This is a genomic window from Leisingera sp. F5 (assembly GCF_001593695.1).
In genome coordinates this window covers 26,829-42,968 of the sequence record NZ_LUKH01000036.1, presented here as the reverse complement: position 1 = coordinate 42,968, position 16,140 = coordinate 26,829, and the positions used below count along the sequence as shown (strand labels likewise).

Annotated in this window: 17 protein-coding genes; 8 read left to right on the top strand and 9 right to left on the bottom strand. The window is 61.6% G+C overall.

What is annotated here, in order from left to right; all coding sequences use genetic code 11:
- Positions 1-18 precede the first annotated feature (18 nt).
- Positions 19-876 (bottom strand): hypothetical protein, encoded by an 858-nt coding sequence (locus A2I95_RS20095; RefSeq protein ID WP_291732574.1) that lies wholly within the window; start codon positions 874-876, stop codon positions 19-21.
- Positions 877-1,156: 280 nt separating this feature from the next.
- A complete protein-coding gene (gene efp / locus A2I95_RS20090) occupies positions 1,157-1,720 on the bottom strand; it encodes an elongation factor P (RefSeq protein ID WP_027258216.1) in 564 nt (187 codons plus the stop codon).
- Between the two features lie 219 nt (positions 1,721-1,939).
- Between efp and A2I95_RS20085 the strand changes: the two genes are divergently transcribed.
- Positions 1,940-2,257: a DUF6280 family protein gene (locus A2I95_RS20085; protein ID WP_008556013.1), complete on the top strand. Its 318-nt coding sequence runs from the start codon at positions 1,940-1,942 to the stop codon at positions 2,255-2,257.
- 196 nt (positions 2,258-2,453) lie between these two features.
- Positions 2,454-3,914 (top strand): cobyric acid synthase, encoded by a 1,461-nt coding sequence (locus A2I95_RS20080; protein WP_291732558.1) that lies wholly within the window; start codon positions 2,454-2,456, stop codon positions 3,912-3,914.
- 296 nt (positions 3,915-4,210) lie between these two features.
- On the opposite strand, the gene A2I95_RS20075 is transcribed toward A2I95_RS20080, so the two are convergent.
- The 4 genes from A2I95_RS20075 to A2I95_RS20060 form a co-directional block, all read right to left on the bottom strand.
- Positions 4,211-5,410, bottom strand: coding sequence for a hypothetical protein (locus A2I95_RS20075; protein WP_291732557.1), 1,200 nt, complete (start codon positions 5,408-5,410; stop codon positions 4,211-4,213).
- A 75-nt stretch (positions 5,411-5,485) separates the two neighbouring features.
- Positions 5,486-6,910, bottom strand: a complete 1,425-nt coding sequence (locus A2I95_RS20070; RefSeq protein WP_291732555.1) for a TolC family outer membrane protein — start codon at positions 6,908-6,910, stop codon at positions 5,486-5,488.
- A gap of 136 nt (positions 6,911-7,046) precedes the next feature.
- Entirely contained in the window at positions 7,047-7,700 is a 654-nt protein-coding gene (locus tag A2I95_RS20065) for a protein-L-isoaspartate O-methyltransferase (protein WP_291732553.1), read from the bottom strand.
- Between the two features lie 260 nt (positions 7,701-7,960).
- Positions 7,961-8,227: a hypothetical protein gene (locus A2I95_RS20060; RefSeq protein ID WP_291732551.1), complete on the bottom strand. Its 267-nt coding sequence runs from the start codon at positions 8,225-8,227 to the stop codon at positions 7,961-7,963.
- A 275-nt stretch (positions 8,228-8,502) separates the two neighbouring features.
- On the opposite strand from A2I95_RS20060, the gene A2I95_RS20055 reads away from it, so the two are divergent.
- Positions 8,503-8,640 (top strand): entericidin A/B family lipoprotein, encoded by a 138-nt coding sequence (locus A2I95_RS20055; RefSeq protein WP_084294418.1) that lies wholly within the window; start codon positions 8,503-8,505, stop codon positions 8,638-8,640.
- Between the two features lie 72 nt (positions 8,641-8,712).
- On the opposite strand, the gene A2I95_RS20050 is transcribed toward A2I95_RS20055, so the two are convergent.
- Complete coding sequence (locus A2I95_RS20050) at positions 8,713-8,970, bottom strand: hypothetical protein (protein ID WP_291732548.1); 258 nt, start codon at positions 8,968-8,970, stop codon at positions 8,713-8,715.
- Between the two features lie 276 nt (positions 8,971-9,246).
- Positions 9,247-9,891: a hypothetical protein gene (locus A2I95_RS20045; protein WP_291732546.1), complete on the bottom strand. Its 645-nt coding sequence runs from the start codon at positions 9,889-9,891 to the stop codon at positions 9,247-9,249.
- Between A2I95_RS20045 and A2I95_RS20040 the strand changes: the two genes are divergently transcribed.
- Positions 9,890-10,378, top strand: a complete 489-nt coding sequence (locus tag A2I95_RS20040) for a deaminase (protein ID WP_291732545.1) — start codon at positions 9,890-9,892, stop codon at positions 10,376-10,378. The genes A2I95_RS20045 and A2I95_RS20040 overlap by 2 nt on opposite strands.
- Positions 10,379-10,748: 370 nt before the next feature.
- On the opposite strand, the gene lepA is transcribed toward A2I95_RS20040, so the two are convergent.
- Positions 10,749-12,548, bottom strand: coding sequence for a translation elongation factor 4 (lepA, locus tag A2I95_RS20035; protein ID WP_291732543.1), 1,800 nt, complete (start codon positions 12,546-12,548; stop codon positions 10,749-10,751).
- A 46-nt stretch (positions 12,549-12,594) separates the two neighbouring features.
- Here lepA and A2I95_RS20030 point away from each other — a divergent pair, with 46 nt between their 5' ends.
- The 4 genes from A2I95_RS20030 (at position 12,595) to A2I95_RS20015 (ending at position 16,139) form a co-directional block, all read left to right on the top strand.
- Complete coding sequence (locus tag A2I95_RS20030; RefSeq protein WP_291732541.1) at positions 12,595-14,079, top strand: hypothetical protein; 1,485 nt, start codon at positions 12,595-12,597, stop codon at positions 14,077-14,079.
- Positions 14,080-14,348: 269 nt separating this feature from the next.
- Entirely contained in the window at positions 14,349-14,531 is a 183-nt protein-coding gene (locus A2I95_RS20025; RefSeq protein WP_027258207.1) for a hypothetical protein, read from the top strand.
- A gap of 152 nt (positions 14,532-14,683) precedes the next feature.
- Complete coding sequence (locus A2I95_RS20020; protein WP_291732539.1) at positions 14,684-14,995, top strand: hypothetical protein; 312 nt, start codon at positions 14,684-14,686, stop codon at positions 14,993-14,995.
- Positions 14,996-15,173: 178 nt separating this feature from the next.
- Entirely contained in the window at positions 15,174-16,139 is a 966-nt protein-coding gene (locus A2I95_RS20015; protein ID WP_291732537.1) for a LysR family transcriptional regulator, read from the top strand.
- Position 16,140: the final 1 nt, after the last annotated feature.

Genomic DNA, 16,140 nt, shown 5'->3' with positions numbered 1-16,140 from the left:
TACGCGGCAGCCCGCTCGTCAACGCTGCGCGCACTGCTTCGGCGCGGAATTCCGGGGTTGGTTTCGGTGCCATGATGTCTCTCCTTTGCGGCAAAATACCAAGTCAAAGGAGCGGAACAATTCCGTGACACGTCCACTTTCCAGTGCCGGGATCTGCCAGCAACCTGCGCAAGCCGACGATGCTGGCGTCATTGACCAGCGCACGGAGCGGCGAACATTGCCGTGTCGATTTTTCTGATTCTGGTGACCGAGAGAAACCGGCAGCCTCGCTCCAGGCTTTCCTTTGCAGGGGTGATGGATGATCCGAAACGCTGCTGGTTTCGATTTTCTTCGGTTCCCTCCTGCGGCGGTCTTGCCGTGAGTGCCGTTGAAGATGAACTCCTCCGGGCGCTCCAGGTATCTTGTGCCGCAATTCCCGCAAACCGGCCCCTCAATCTTCCCACTTTGTGTTTCCAAGCGGTCGAACTCGTCCTCGAAGTGTGAACTGGAAAGGAGGTTGAATGAAATCTCGCAGGTGCGGTTTCTCTTCTGGTGATGGCAAACAAATTGCCGGCCATCATCCCAGTGACGCGGATCATCCTTGTATTCGAAGGCTTGGGAAACCCGTTGGGTCCTGTCATCAGCGCTGAGCGTGCAGTTTCCAACTCCGCTGGCGAGCGCAGGAATTCTGGTGGGCGCTGCGAGGTTTCGCTGCGCAGCGTTCGGTCCTTGGAACACCGGGATGGAGAAATCCGGGATGGAGAAATCCGGGATGGAGAAATCCGGCTCAACGCCATAGTTGCCGCAATCTGGACCGGCGCAGGTATTGAGGCTGATCTTTGATCCGGCCGGAGGATACACTACCTCCAACGAGAGTTGCGCAATAGACTTGACCACGAGAGAGCCCTTTTCCTCTTTCGTTCCGGCAAGACGGCCTCCACGCGCCAAGAGAGGCATTGGCCGAAGCCCGGCAAACCGAAGTCTCAAACCCATTTTTCTGCGATGTGTTGCTCCGGGACAAAACCCCCGCAAACGCGCTTGATCCTTATCAAGTTTTATCGTTAAAAATCAAACCCCTGCCGAGAGAAATCCCGACAGGGGCCAATTTTGCGCCCCAAAACCCGGAATGCTTCAGGGCAGCGCCGGCGGGGTTTTCTGTTCTCAACTCCGGTGCGGCTCAGGCGCGTTCGGAATATTCCATGGTCTCGGTGTTGACGACGATCATCTCGTCCTGGCCGACAAACGGCGGCACCATGACCTTGACGCCGTTGTCCAGGATCGCGGGCTTGAAGGAATTGGCCGCGGTCTGGCCTTTGACGACCGGCTCGGTCTCGACGATCTGGCAGGTCACTTTCTGCGGCACGGTGGCATTCAGCGCCTCGGATTCATGGAATTCCACCACGATGGTCATGCCGTCCTGCAGGAACGGGCGGCGGTCGCCCAGCAGCTCTGCCGGCAATTCGATCTGCTCATAGGTTTCGGTGTCCATGAACACCAGCATGCCGTCGCTTTCATAGAGGAACTGCTGGTCCTTTTGTTCCAGCCGGACCTTCTCGACCTTGTCCGCCGAGCGGAAGCGTTCATTCAGCTTGGAGCCGTTGCGCAGGTTGCGCAGTTCGACCTGGGCAAAGGCGCCGCCCTTGCCGGGCTTGACGTGATCGACCTTCACCGCTGCCCACAAACCGCCATTATGTTCCAGGACGTTTCCGGGACGGATTTCGTTACCGTTGATCTTGGGCATGGGAAAATGCCTTTCGGATGGTTGTTGAAAACTTGCAAGACCCTATATCTGGCAGGCTGATCGCTGGCAAGACAAGGATATGGTATGGAGACTGTGTGAATAAGGTATGCGCAATTTGCATGAAAGCTATGCATCTGCGCTCTATCCGAATCGTCACAATTCCGCCATAAGCAGCGCTACGCCGAAAATTGCAATAGCAAGAACAACAAGGGATACGAGATGCGAGATTTCGTAGACGGCACCGCTTATAATAACGAGCAAGGCAACCGCGCCCGCAAACTGTTTGCAGCCGTTGTCCTGGCCGCACTGGATGATGCCATCGCCGACGACAAGAAATACGGCAATGGCCCGGAACAGATTGCCCGCTGGGCACGCTCGCGCGATGGCCGCGAAGTGCTGTCCTGCGCCGGTATCGACCCGAACGAACGGGTTGTGGAAGGCCTGATGGACTTCGTGGGCCGCGGTGTGCGGACCTCGGTTGCGCTGTCGCGTGAAGAAAGCGAACGCCGCAACGCTGCGCAGGCAGAAGCCGCCTAAAAGGCCTCTGCCCCGCATTGCCGAAAAGCGCGCCCTTTGGGGGCGCGTTTTTCTTTTTGCACGCCAGGGTTTCCGCCAGGTCATCCTGTCGCGCCACGCCTGCTGCGGGCCGCTTGCGGCACAGCGCCCATGGACGGCGCTGCCTAAGCTGCTATGCAGGCCCGTGAGTTACGGGGCGCAGACAGGGAGCAGCAGGATGACACCGGCGCGTTCGATCATGATCCAGGGCACCGGCAGCAATGTCGGCAAATCGCTCATCGTGGCTGGGCTGGCGCGGGCCTATGTGCGGCGCGGGCTGAAGGTGGCACCGTTCAAGCCGCAGAACATGTCGAACAACGCCGCGGTGACGCCCGAGGGCGGCGAGATTGGCCGGGCGCAGGCCCTGCAGGCGCGCGCCGCAAAACGGCCGCCGCACACCGATATGAACCCGGTGCTGCTGAAACCGGAAACCGATACTGGCGCGCAGGTGATCGTGCAGGGCAAACGCCGCGGCACCCAAGGTGCCGGGTCTTTCATGCGTGACAAAACCGGCCTGCTGGAGGCAGCGCTGGAGAGCTACCGCCGGCTGGCATCGGACGCCGATCTTGTGCTGATCGAGGGCGCGGGCTCACCGGCTGAGACCAACCTGCGCAAGAATGACATTGCCAATATGGGCTTTGCCTGCGCGGCAGGGGTGCCGGTGGTGATTGCCGGCGACATCCACCGCGGCGGGGTGATTGCCCAGATTGTGGGCACCCATGCGGTGCTGGAGCCGCAAGATCTGGAGCGGGTCGCAGGCTTCATGGTGAACCGGTTCCGCGGCGACCTGAGCCTGTTTGACGGCGGTCGGGACGATATTGCCGCGCGCACCGGCTGGCCCAGCCTGGGGGTGGTGCCGTGGTTCTGGGATGCCTGGAAACTGCCGGCCGAAGACATGATGGACATCACCTCGCACAAGGGCGGCGCCTGCAAGGTGGTGGTGCCGCAGCTGGAGCGGATGGCGAATTTCGACGATCTGGACCCGCTGGCCGCCGAGCCGCAGGTGACGGTGGAGATCGTGCCGCCGGGCCGCGTCCTGCCTGGCGATGCGGATCTGGTGATCCTGCCGGGCAGCAAATCGACCATTGGCGATCTAGCCTATCTGCGCGCGCAAGGCTGGGACATCGACATTCTGGCGCATCGCCGCCGCGGCGGCCATGTGCTGGGCCTGTGCGGAGGCTATCAGATGCTGGGCAAGACCATTGATGACCCCGAGGGCGTCGACGGCCGCCCCGGCAAGGTCGAGGGACTGGGCCTCTTGGATGTGCATACGGTGATGGCAGGCGAAAAGCGTGTCACGCTGACCGAGGCAGTGACCCGCGACGGCAATCTGCCGGTGAGCGGCTATGAGATCCATATGGGCCGCACCGAAGGGGCCGATTGCGCCCGCGCCTGGCTCAGCATTGATGGCCGCACCGAAGGGGCTGCCTCGGCGGACGGCCGGGTGAAAGGGTCCTATCTGCACGGGCTGTTTTCCTCGGATGCCTTCCGCGCCAGCTTCCTGGGCAGTCTCGGGCATGAAAGCCAAACGGGATACGAGGACGGAGTCGAGGAGACGCTGGATGCGCTGGCAGACCATCTGGAACGCTATATGGATCTGGACCAGCTGCTGGAGCTGTCCCGGCCGGTGACGTTCTAAGGCACCATCGGGCAAGGCAAGCCCTCCCGCGTCCGCAGCCTGCTCTGGCCACGGCCAGACCCGTCTGCGGTCTTGGGCCCGGCGCCGCGCTCTGCGCGGCGCCGGGCCCAACGGGCGGAAGGCTTTGCTAAAAGCCGTACGCCGGGCGGGAGCAGCCCCTTTTTCACATGCAGTGCGACATTCCAGAGTGGCCTGCCCTTCGGTTGCACAACAGCTCCAAAGAAAAAGGCGCACCAAAATGCGCCTTTGGGAACGTCATCCCATCCGCGGGCAAGCTCAGCAGGCCGCCGCAGGGTCTAGAGCAGATCATGCGCGGCCAGCGCGCGGTGGATTTCGCGGCGGACCAGCTTACGCACGTTGCGGGTGATACGCTCGCCCAGCGGCCCCTGCAATTCCTCGCGCACGATGCTGGCCACCAGATCGCGCAGGGCATCCTCGTCAAGATAGCCGTCAGCGGACTCGGCCAGAGTTTCCAATGCAGCTCCGGCGACAGCGGCTTCGGCCACCGTTTCAGCCCTCGCAACCGCGCTGCCGTCGTTGACACCCGGCCCTGGCAATACTTCTGCACCCGTTTCCTGCGGCGGCGCATCACCAGCGGCGAAGGCGCCGTCCTCGGCTTGCGGCCCGGAACCGCGGGCTGAAAGCGGTTCGTCGCGCCATTCGATGGTATCGGTGACAGTACTGGCAAACGGAGCCTCCGTCTGGCTGTCCGGCTCCCATTGCTGCGGCTCCTGCTCCTGCCCGCGGGCGCTGCGGGCCTCAAGCTCGGCAATTTTGCGCACGACTGACGCGGCGCGGGCGCCGGCGGTTTCAATGGCTTGACTGTCTTCCGGGGCCTGACTGCCCGCTGGAGTTTTCACAGCAAGACTGTCTGTGCCGCCCTCTGGCTGCTCCGCATCCGCGGCAGCGGCAAAAAGCGTCGCATTGGGGTCGCCCCAAGGCGCGTCGGTCGCGGCACCGGGCGTGCCTTGCGGTTGGTGGTGTTTCGATCCTGCATCCGGGCCTGAACTCAGGTGATCCGGATCCAAGCGGTCTGCACCCAAATATCCGGTGTCAAATTGGCCCGGATCAGGCTGGATGGACTGCAAACCAGAGTCCTGCTCCACCTCCGGCTGCCCGTTATCCAAGGGCGATGCGGTTCCAGCCACGCTGTTGCGGTGCCGGAAGGCTATCGGGGCTTCCGCTTCCAGATCCGACGCGATGTCCCCGGCCACCTCCGAAGGGCCGGCTAACACCGCCGCCTCAGAGCCGCCCCCGGCCTGCCCCGAGCTCCCGGGCACAGCCTCAGGTTCTGCCGCTGCAGGATCATCAGTTGCAGAATTATCAGATGCCGGGGGACTGTCAGGACCGTCCTCCTGCACCCGCAGCGCGGGTGTCAGAACCAGCCGGGCTGCAGGCTCCGGCGCAGCAGGACCGCTGCGGCTGTCATCACTCACCAAGCGGCGGATTGAGGACAATACATCTTCGATCTCAGCATGGGTAACTGGGTCGGACATTTTATAAACCACTCTTGCCTCTTGAGTCAGAGTGTAGCGGCCTTCCCGTCACCGCACAACCGATAGGATGAATTGTCAGTTACGTCCCAAGGCCTTGAGCACCCGGTCCAGATCCTTGCCGCGCTTGCTGTATTGTGCAGGCGCACCCTTAACCAGGTTGTAATAAAGCGTCGGGTCGTAAATCTCGACCGCCAGCCCCAGATGCTCGGCCGTGAGCAGACCCTGCGCCTGCAACAGCTGATAGGCCGCAATGGCCTGGTTGGCGCGTGCGTTCACCTCCCCGGTCTGCGCATCGAGATACTCTTGCTCTGCCTGCAGCACGTCCAGCGTTGTCCGTGCCCCCAGGGTGGCCTCTTCGCGGATGCCGTCAAATGCCACCTTGGACGCTCGCACCCGTTCATTGGAGGACACCAGGGTCGCCCGCGCCGTTTCCACATTGAAATATGCCGAGCTGACATTCTGGCGCACGGCGCGCTGGGTATTAATCAGAGCACCGCGTTCCGAGTCGGCACTTGCAATGGCCCGCCGCCGGCTCGCCGCGTTGCGGCCGCCAGCATACAGGTCTTGGGTCAGCGTAACCGAAGCAGAGGCATCCGAGTCGGTGCCGGTGCTGTCATTGATATCCTCGCTCAGCCCCGCAGTGGCCCGGAAGCTGACGCTTGGCCCCAAGGCTTTGGCCGCCGCCCGGACCAGAATGTCGGCGGATTTGACCGCATGCTGCTGCGCCAGCAGGTCCGGCTGGTTGCGCGCTGCAATGGACTGCGCCCGGTCGATGGACACAGCCCGCGACGGCAGCCGGGGCTGACCGGCAATCGCGCCAGGCGCGTGGCCGACGATTTGCAGATAGGTGGCGCGGGCCGTCAGCAGGTCTCCCTCGGCATCCGTCAGGTTGGCGCGGGCCGCCGCCACCTGGCTTTGAGCCAAGGCGACGTCCGTGCGGGTCACCTCGCCCACTTCAAACCGGTCCTCGGCCGCCTTCAGTTCTTCCAGCAGCAGACGCAGGTTGTTGCGGCGCAAGGCGACATTTTCCTGCCCCTGCAGGACCCCGACATAGGCCTGAACGGCGGATATCAGCACCGACTGTTCAACACTGAGCAGCTGCTGGCGCGCCGCGAGCACCAGTTCCTGGGCCGCCTGTTTGCGCAAACGCGTTTCGCCGCCGTCATACAGCAGCTGGGTCAGCTGAATCTGGGTGCCGAGATCGTTGTTGGTGAACTCGTTGAAGTTGCCGAACTGGTTGATGCTGCGGGAATAGGTATGGCTGGCGGTGAGTGTCCATTGGATCAGCGGTCGCAACCGGGACACGGCAATGGCCACGTCCTCATCAGCAGCCCGCAGCAGCGCCCGGTTCTGATCCAGCAGACCGCTGGTCTTATAGGCGCCGATCATCGCGTCGGACAGGTTGTCCGCCGCGGCCTTCAGCGGCAGCAGCGCCGTGGCTGTCACACCGCCGGCAAATACAAAAGCCTTAAACACACTCGCCGGAAATTTCATTCGCATCGGTTGCCTTATCTTTTGCCGCGCCGCCAGCCGCGGTGGTTTTTATCTGCACTCCGGGCGCTCCTTTGCACGGCGCCCGGCCTCTTGTTCAATCTAACGGCAGCATCCCTAGAGACGCAATGCCGCGCCCTGCGGGTCAGAGCGCGAATTCACGCGCAGCCGCAAACCCCGGAAGTACCGGGGCGCTGGCATTGAAGGCAAACCGCCAGGAAATCCGGGCGCCGCTTTTGTAGCCGATTTTCACCTCACCGAGCGCGCCGGTCATCATCAGAGCCGCGATCCGGCCGCCGTCCTTGAGCTGGCCCAGCAATCCCGCAGGCAGCTGCTCAGCGCCGCCCTCAACCAGGATCACGTCGTAGGGCCCGTGTTCGGCAGCACCTTCCGCCAGCGGACCGGTATGCACGATCGCATTGTCCGCGCCGGTTTCAGACAGAAGCTCCTGCGCGTCAGCGGCCATGTCCTCATCTTCTTCGACGCCGATCACCATCTGCGCCACCCGGGCGGCCACAGCGGTGGAATAGCCCAGCCCGCAGGCCACATCGAGCACCAGTTCGTCGTTCTGCAGATCCACCGCGTCCAGCATCTTGGCCAGGGTGCGCGGCTCCATCAGCACCCGGGTGCCGCCCAGTTTCACGTTCTGATCCGCATAAGCCGCCTCGCGCTGCGAGTCCGGGACAAACTGTTCCCGCGGGACTTCCAGCATCGCCTCGATGATCGGGTATTTGGTGACATCCGACGGACGGATCTGGGTGTCCACCATCATGCGGCGGCGCTCAGTGAAATCTGGCATCTGCTAAACTCATTTGTTCAGTCGGTCAGGCAGGTTGTGACATATCCCGGCCGGCACGGCAACGGGGCCTTTTGCGCGAAGTCCTAAAGTAGTGCAGCGCTGCAGCAGGACAACGGGCGCGGTGCAGAACCGGCATCAGCCAGCGGGGCGGCTGCCCCCTGGCTGATGCAGATCCCGGATCTGTCTACGGTTAGCATTCTGTGGCTTGCACAGGGCGCCGCCGCGTCCCGCAGCCGCCGGGTCCGGTCAGGCGCCGGCTGTCAGAGCGCGCAGCTTTTGCAAAAGGGCGAGGCCGGGCGTTGGTCCAGCCAGTCATCGGTGATGTTGTCGCCGCAAATCCGGCAATAGCCATACGACCCCTCGCGCAGACGGGCCAAAGCGGCATCGATGCGGCGCAGCTCTTCCAGGCCGGCCTTGGCAGGGAACGCGATAGAGCCGGCATGCCCTGCCCCGGCTCGCCGGGCAGACCCCATCTGCATGGCGTCCGGTGCAAGACCGGCATTCGCCAGGGTGCCCGCTAGCGCCATACGACGCACCTCAAGGGTTTGTTTTCTGGCGGAAAAATCCATAGTACATGCCCTCCAGCTAAAATTTCGCACAACGTGCCGCGGGGTCAAAGCTACAGCCTTGATCCAGGTCAAGATACTCGCGATTTCCGGGGATTGCACTACCTTATAAGTTGCAATTTTTGGTAAACCGCGCTGCAGGCACCGCCCTGCCCCGGCAATAGCGCTGGCCTGCGCCGGGACGGCTTGCTAGATATCCCGGCAAAGAACCGGGCAGATATAAGGAGCCTTAGACGATGATCAGGATTTTTGCGTGTGCGCTGATGCTGCTGGGGCTGGCCGCCTGCGAGACCACCAAGGGCGCGGGGCGCGACATTTCCAAAGCCGGCCAAGCGATCAGCGGCGCGGCGCAAGACGTGCAGGACGCGCTGTAAGCCCAATGAATATGAGACAGCAACGCCCGGCTTCCGTTTTGCGTTCCGGGGCCGGGCATTTTTGGTGTGCGGTCACTCGATCCCGAGCATCATCTTGGCTTCAGCCAGAATAGCGACCGAGGCTGCATGATCGCCGCCGTCATGCAATGCCTGGCCCTCGTCGCGCATGTCCTGAACATCGGCCAGGTCATCCTCGCTGAGGGCAGTTCCTGCCGCAATCGCCGCGTCGATCTTGGCGATATCCGCCGGGCACTGGCCGGAAAACGCCGGCGCCGCCAGCAGGCACAGCGCCGCGGCCAGAGTGGAGAGTTTCACTGTTTTGGTGGTCATGGGGCCATCCTCCGAAAGTTTGGCTGGGCGGAGGATAGCATTTTTGCGGCGGGTTTTCAGCCTGGGCGGCGGCGGGAGGGCGGAACCGGCGGAGCTTGGCGCATGGGGTTCGGCGGGTTTTGGCCGGGGTGGTCAGGCTGTTTTGGTACGCTGAGGGCAGCGCCTGACCCTGGGCGGGTGCGAAGCCTCCTCCCCGTTTGCCAGAGGCAAACCTGCGGTTTGACGGGAGGGTCGGGCGCTGCCCGGCCTGGCGACCGGGGGAAAACGGAACAAGAGTTAACTAGGGCTAAAAAATGCAAGTCCGCCGAATACAGCACCTGCGACACCGGCCAATAGCGCCAGAATGGGAAGCCAATTCAACAAGATAGACGCTCCAACGGTCTTCCAGGATTCCTTGCGCGCAAGGTTCATAACCCCCTGAACATTAAGAAATGTCTCTGAAAACTGGTGTCGGCTTCGCGCATCAATGGCACATGAATATGTCACTGGATGCTGTGTGAATTTCTCCAAATTCAATACGTTCGCGTGTTCAAAGAACAGAACACGGAACAGACGCAGGTCGACAGAAATTTCGCGTTCTACACTTGAAAAATTCACCAGCATTGCGCTCAACGGACCATCATAGCCAGGATCCACAACCCCAACGTTCAAACACAGAATTCCTTTTTGCGTTAGGCTGGTCACCAGCGTCGCCAAACCTGTAACGTTGCCAGGAAGAGTGAGCTTTTGGGCTGTCACAACAGAAACCATGTGACCAGGCTTCAAAGTGAACTCTCTAGTTCCCTTGACCCAGTTCTGCGGCCTTATACCCATTGGAAAAATCTCTCCAATCGTAAGATCACATGTGGAGTTTTTTGTTCTTATCTGCCAGGCAGGAGAAACGAGCCCTCTCTCTTCAATATGCTTCTCGGTGACTAGCATGACTTCTCCATTCAGTTCTACCATTGGCAGTGCCATTGATAACAAGCTCGCCATCTGGGACAAGCGCTTCATGGAGCTATGTGAAACAATCGCTGAATGGAGCGAAGACCGCGGACGGAAAGTTGGCTGCGTTATTGTTGGAGAAGGCAACACAATCTTGTCCACAGGCTACAACGGCTTGCCGCGTGGCGTTTCAGCGCTGGAAGAAAACCGACACGACCGAACCAGCGGCGAAAAATACTTCTGGTTTGAGCACGCGGAACGCAATGCAATTTTCAATGCTGCCAGAGCAGGCATAAGCCTTCGAAACTCAAAAATGTACGCAAATCACTACCCCTGCGCGGACTGTTCCCGCGCTATTATCCAATCCGGCATTATTGAATTAGCGACTAGGAAGCGTCCTGAGGCTGACCAAAAATTTGGCCAAAGCATGAACATTTCAGAACAGCTCTTTAGCGAAGCTGGGGTTAATGTTCGCTATCTATGATAGCTCGAACAGAGCCTGTCGGCTACTAGTACGCCAGGAAGTGCGGGCCGTGTTGGCTTTCCATTACCAGCACCTACCGCATTCACCCACCTCCGCTTCTTTGATTTTGCAGGGCCATGCCCGCCCGTGGGGCCGGATCGGGCGCGGCCCGGCCTCTCGGCCGGGCGGGACTTTGGAAAGCTCCGCAACAAAAAACGGGGCCTAGGCCCCGTGTTGCAATCGATTTAGAGTTGTTTCCACCGCAGAACACTAGGGTGCGGGCACGCAGTTGGCTGTGCCAACCGCTTTCGCCCGCGCGCCCTCGAATGGCTGACAGGGCTCCGCCCCTTCGCACCTGAAACGCTCCCCCGGAGCGTTTCCTAGACGGTGCTCAGCTGTCCATTTTGAGGGCGGAAATAAACGCCTCTTGCGGGATATCCACCTTGCCGAACTGGCGCATCTTCTTCTTGCCCGCTTTCTGCTTGTCCAGCAGCTTGCGCTTCCGCGTCGCGTCGCCGCCGTAGCATTTCGCGGTCACGTCCTTACGCAGGGCCGAGAGGGTCTCGCGGGCGATCACCTTGCCGCCGATGGCCGCCTGGATCGGGATCTTGAACATGTGGCGCGGGATCAGCTCTTTCAGCTTTTCGCACATCGCCCGGCCGCGCATTTCGGCGCGGTCGCGGTGCACCATCATCGACAGCGCGTCCACCGGCTCGTCGTTCACAAGCACCGACATTTTGACCAGCGCATCCTCGCGGTAGCCGGTCATCTGGTAGTCAAAGGAGGCATAGCCCTTGGTCACCGATTTCAAACGGTCGTAGAAGTCGAACACCACCTCGTTCAGGGGCAGGTCATAGACCACCATGGCGCGGGAGCCGGCATAGGTCAGGTCTTCCTGGATGCCGCGGCGCTCCTGGCAGAGTTTCAGCACATCGCCGAGGTAGTCGTCGGGCACCAGGATCGTCGCCTTGATGCGCGGCTCCTGGATGTGGTCGACCTTGGACATGTCAGGCATGTCGGCGGGGTTGTGCAGATCGGTCTTCTCGCCGTCCTTCATGTAGACATGGTAGATCACACTTGGCGCGGTGGTGATCAGCTCGATGTTGTATTCGCGCTCAATCCGGTCGCGGATCACTTCGAGGTGCAACAGGCCCAGGAAGCCGCAGCGGAAGCCAAAGCCGAGGGCGGCGGAGGTTTCCATCTCAAAGCTGAAAGACGCGTCGTTCAGGGCCAGCTTGTCGATGGCATCGCGCAGGTCTTCGAACTCGGCTGAATCGACGGGGAACAGGCCGCAGAACACCACCGGCTGGGCGGGTTTAAAACCCGGCAGCGCGTCTTCGGTGCCGTTGCGGTCGTTGGTGATGGTGTCGCCGACGCGGGTGTCGCGCACCTGTTTGATCGACGCGGTAAGGAAGCCGATCTCGCCGGGGCCCAGAGAGTCGATCATCTGCATTTCCGGGCGGAACACGCCGATGCGGTCCACATGGTGCAGAGTGTCGTTGGACATGAATTTGACCCGCATGCCCTTTTTCAGGGTGCCGTCCATCACCCGCACCAGCACGATCACGCCCAGATAGGCGTCGTACCACGAGTCCACCAGCATCGCCTTCAGCGGCGCGTCGCGGGTGCCTTTGGGGGCGGGCAGATGCTGCACGATGGCTTCCAGCGTTTCACGGATGCCCTGGCCGGTTTTGGCCGAGACCTGAATGGCGCCCGAAGCATCGATGCCGATCACATCCTCGATCTGTTCCGCTACCCGGTCGCAGTCGGAGGCCGGCAGGTCGATCTTGTTCAGCACCGGCACGATCTCGTGGTCGGCCTCCATCGCGTGATAGACATTGGCCAGGGTCTGCGCCTCGACCCCTTGCGAGCTGTCGACCACCAAGAGCGAGCCTTCGACCGCGCGCATCGAGCGGGAGACCTCATAGGCAAAGTCGACGTGGCCGGGGGTGTCGATCAGGTTCAGCACATAGGTGTCGCCGTCATCGGCGGTATAGTCGATGCGGACGGTGTTGGCCTTGATGGTGATCCCGCGCTCGCGCTCGATATCCATCGAGTCGAGCAGCTGTTCCTTCATATCGCGGTCCTTCACCGTGCCGGTCTCCTGGATGAGCCGGTCGGCGAGGGTGGATTTGCCATGGTCGATGTGGGCGACGATGGAGAAATTGCGGATTTTGGCGAGCTCTGTCATGCAAGGGGATATGATTTGGATTCGGGGTTTGGTCAAGGTGGATTGAATGGAAACGGACGACCAGTCTAGCAACGAGCTAGAGACATTGTTTCAGCTACTAACCGCCGAGCTCGATACACACGCCGCTGAATCATTCCAAAACGTGCTTCTAGTTCGCACGGCGCTCAGCGCGTTGCCGCTATTAGCCGCTGGGCTGCCTTCCCCAGACGAAGGCGCTGAAGCCAACATGTACTTTTTATCGCATCTTCGCAGCCTCATCACGCAATGCTGTTGCCTAAACGCTTTAACTGACCTGACTTTGGCGTCTTCTGTCGAAACGGCAATTGCCCAGGTGAAGGAAACTTCAAAGCGACTGGGCATTTGGCTACCGAACGGCAACGTCACAATTTTAGCGGAAGACATTGCTCTACGGCTTTCTGCACACACTTCCGAACCGTCGACGGCTGATATCCTTGCCCACTACTTTTCATTTTTTGCAGCTGCGTCTTACCTGCGTGAAGTTCAACGGGTCAGGCAAGAGCTAGAGCGGCTTCCCGACAAGCCAAAGCAGCTTTTCAATCGAAAGCTTACAAGTTCATTTGGGACATTGAACTGGCAAGAAAAACTGTCGCACGACTGCTGGTCCTTCTGGCGCGACTGGTACCAGGGTTTCCTCGACGGCAAACCGCTCGACTGGGACCTCCAACGCCGGGTCGCGTTGATCGACGATCCAATCTGGGATGCAGGCCCGGAAGCCATCGCCACCGAAATCGAGCGCATCAAGGCAGAGATGCTCTCTGAAAAGCTGCCGATGGCGGAGGCCATCGAGCTGAACCCGGAGACCGGCAAGTTCCGCGCGGTGCCGATCGCGGTCGAGAACGCGCCCTATATGTCCGCCCTGCTGTCGCAGATCAGCGACGCGCTGGAGGATTGCCTTGGCGGCCATAACGGGCTGGCGGAACGCTCGGGCGATGTGCGTAAACTCAATCGGGTGCTGACCAAATACAAAGACGACCCGCAGAATGCAGAGCTGACCCTGACCCGGGTGGCGGGCAGCCTGCGCGGGCAGTTGCATGACAGCCGCGAATTGCCGGACAATGAGGACAACCTCGCCCTGCTGAACGCGGTGGAGGAAAGCGTGCGCGGCATCCGGGCCAATCACCCGGAGGTGACCGCCAACCGCGATCAGCTTGCCCAGCAGGCGTTCAAGGCGCTTACGCCCGAAGACAAACAGTTGCTGGAAAAGGCACTGCCTGTGCTGGCGGCCATCAGCGAGCCGGAACTGGCGGAAGATTTCGAACAGGACATTCCTGAGCTGATCAACGATGCACTGCTGCCGCTGCCCAACGGCGCGCCAAAACTGCCGGGCGCGGATGCTGCGACACGGATTTTCAGCAGAAGTTCGAAGATGGCGCCGCTTTGGGAAAAGCTGAACGCTGCACATGACGGCAAAGTGCATCGCATAGCCACTATGGGGCTGGCAGCGTATGCCGTCTCCGAATTGCTGGTCAAATTGGTTTCGCTGGGCCTGCGTTTGCTCGGCGTCCTCTAAATCAATCTCCTGCCCGGCGGCACGCCGGGCAGCGTCCGATCCGCCCCCACGGGAGGGCGCTATGCACCCACCCTCGGACCGGGCGCGGCCCTCCTTGTTCTGTTATGCCCGGCTGCGCTAACTTGATGACAGGCGCTTCCCTCTCCGCACTCCAAACGCCTCAAATTCTCCGCTCTCCCTGCGCACGGGGCCAAAATGCGCTATACTCACCTCATTCCGCGAAACGCGCGCCCCTCTGGCGGGAAACACAGCAAAGGAGGACGACCCGCATGGATGCAATCAAAGCGACCGAGTATGCCCGCGCGCTCTACAGCGCGCATGGCGACAAGGCCGAGCTGGAGGCCGCGCAGAAGATGCGCGCCTGCGAAGAAGCCGGCAAGGACGACGAGGCGGCGGACTGGAAAGCCGTGCGCCAGGCAATCCGCGCCCTGCGCGGGCCGAACCAGGCCTGAGACAGGACACCGCCCGGGGCGCCGCAGACAACGGCGCTCCGAACCTCTCAGCACTCCGTTTACCATGATTGAAACACGCTTTGGCTTTTGGCATACTGCGGGTAATTCCGCGGGCAGCAGACCCGCTTGTCAAAAAACGGGGCACGAGCCAGATGAAATTCCTCCTGACCGCCGCGCTTTGCGCCGGGTTCCTCACCGCATTGGCGCCCGCCGGCGCTGAAGCCGGCGCGATTGAGCGCGCCTGCCGCCAATCGGACCGCACCGCGGCCTCGCCCGGGTTGTGCAGCTGCATCCAGAAAGTGGCCAACCGCAGCCTGACACGGGCCGAGCGCAAGACCGTCTCGAAATGGTTTGGCGATCCGCATCAGGCGCAGGTGGTGCGCCAGTCCTCCAGCCGGACTGACGAACGGCTGTGGCTGCGCTACAAGGCCTTTGGCGATCACGCGGCGCGCAGCTGCGGCTGAGCCCGCTCTCTTCATTCCTAAGCCGCACGGCAATGCAAAGGCGCCCCGCGGGCGCCTTTGCCTGTTTTGATGCATCTGCGCTGCGGCATTTTCGCAAGGGGGAAAGGCTGCCGCTTTGCCCCCCTTGACCAGGCAGCTGCAACGCGGAACAAACGGCCTAAGGTATTGGAGCGATTGCATGTTGATCAAAGGTGTTACCCTGCGCGGGCTGGAAGTGTTCGAGGCGCTGGCCAAGACTGGTTCGGTGGCGCAAGCGGCGGAAATCACCGGTCTCAGCCAGCCCGCGGTCAGCCAGCAGATGCGCAATCTGGAAAAGGCGCTGGACAGCGAATTGATCGACCACGGCCGCCGCCCGATGGTGCTGACCGCCGCAGGGCGCAGTTTCCTGGCCCGGACCGAGGCGGTGCTGTCGGAACTGCGGCTGGCGCAGAGCGAGCTGACGGTGATGGATCTCAGCCACTTACAGGCGTTGTCGATCGGTCTGATTGATGATTTCGACAATGACCTGACGCCGCGGCTGGCGACCATCCTTGCGGACAGCCTGACCCAATGCCGGTTCAAGATGATCACCGCCTCCAGCCATGACATCGTGCAGGCGATGGAGGCCCGAGAGCTGCATATCGCGGTTGCCGCCACCGCCGGCGGGCTGCACGAGGGGCTGGTGGAATACCCGCTGGTGCGCGATCCTTTCATCCTGGTGGCGCCGCGCGGCGCCTTGTCCGATGCGGCGCAGGCGGCGGAGCAGCTGCAGGATTTACCGTTCCTGCGCTACGCGCGCGAGCAGCTGATCTCGCAGCAGATCGAGGGGCTGCTGGTGCGCCAGAAGCTGGAGTTCGAGGACCGCTTTGAGGTCGGCTCGCATCTGGCACTGATGGCGATGGTGGCACGGCGGATCGGCTGGGCGGTCACCACCCCGCTGGGCTATATGCGGGCGGCGCGCTTCCACGATCAGATCGACGCCTTTCCGCTGCCCTTTGGCGAGATGTCGCGGACGATCTCGCTGTTCACCGCTGCCGATTGGGCCGACCGGGTGCCGCGTGACGTGGCGGAAACCCTGCGCCGCCTGGTGCAGACCCAGATGATCGATCCGGCGGTGCAGCAGCTGCCGTTCCTGGCAGGCGGCTTCCGGGTGATCGCCGATTAAG

Coding starts and splice junctions, on each gene's coding strand:
- lepA (WP_291732543.1), bottom strand. CDS start 12,548: ATGACAGAGCTCGCCAAAATCCGCAATTTCTCCATCGTCGCCCACATC.
- A2I95_RS20060 (WP_291732551.1), bottom strand. CDS start 8,227: ATGGCGCTAGCGGGCACCCTGGCGAATGCCGGTCTTGCACCGGACGCC.
- A2I95_RS20015 (WP_291732537.1), top strand. CDS start 15,174: ATGTTGATCAAAGGTGTTACCCTGCGCGGGCTGGAAGTGTTCGAGGCG.
- A2I95_RS20080 (WP_291732558.1), top strand. CDS start 2,454: ATGACACCGGCGCGTTCGATCATGATCCAGGGCACCGGCAGCAATGTC.
- A2I95_RS20045 (WP_291732546.1), bottom strand. CDS start 9,891: ATGCTAGTCACCGAGAAGCATATTGAAGAGAGAGGGCTCGTTTCTCCT.
- A2I95_RS20070 (WP_291732555.1), bottom strand. CDS start 6,910: ATGCGAATGAAATTTCCGGCGAGTGTGTTTAAGGCTTTTGTATTTGCC.
- A2I95_RS20030 (WP_291732541.1), top strand. CDS start 12,595: ATGGAAACGGACGACCAGTCTAGCAACGAGCTAGAGACATTGTTTCAG.
- A2I95_RS20020 (WP_291732539.1), top strand. CDS start 14,684: ATGAAATTCCTCCTGACCGCCGCGCTTTGCGCCGGGTTCCTCACCGCA.
- A2I95_RS20075 (WP_291732557.1), bottom strand. CDS start 5,410: ATGTCCGACCCAGTTACCCATGCTGAGATCGAAGATGTATTGTCCTCA.
- A2I95_RS20040 (WP_291732545.1), top strand. CDS start 9,890: ATGACTTCTCCATTCAGTTCTACCATTGGCAGTGCCATTGATAACAAG.
- A2I95_RS20025 (WP_027258207.1), top strand. CDS start 14,349: ATGGATGCAATCAAAGCGACCGAGTATGCCCGCGCGCTCTACAGCGCG.
- A2I95_RS20055 (WP_084294418.1), top strand. CDS start 8,503: ATGATCAGGATTTTTGCGTGTGCGCTGATGCTGCTGGGGCTGGCCGCC.
- A2I95_RS20085 (WP_008556013.1), top strand. CDS start 1,940: ATGCGAGATTTCGTAGACGGCACCGCTTATAATAACGAGCAAGGCAAC.
- efp (WP_027258216.1), bottom strand. CDS start 1,720: ATGCCCAAGATCAACGGTAACGAAATCCGTCCCGGAAACGTCCTGGAA.
- A2I95_RS20065 (WP_291732553.1), bottom strand. CDS start 7,700: ATGCCAGATTTCACTGAGCGCCGCCGCATGATGGTGGACACCCAGATC.
- A2I95_RS20050 (WP_291732548.1), bottom strand. CDS start 8,970: ATGACCACCAAAACAGTGAAACTCTCCACTCTGGCCGCGGCGCTGTGC.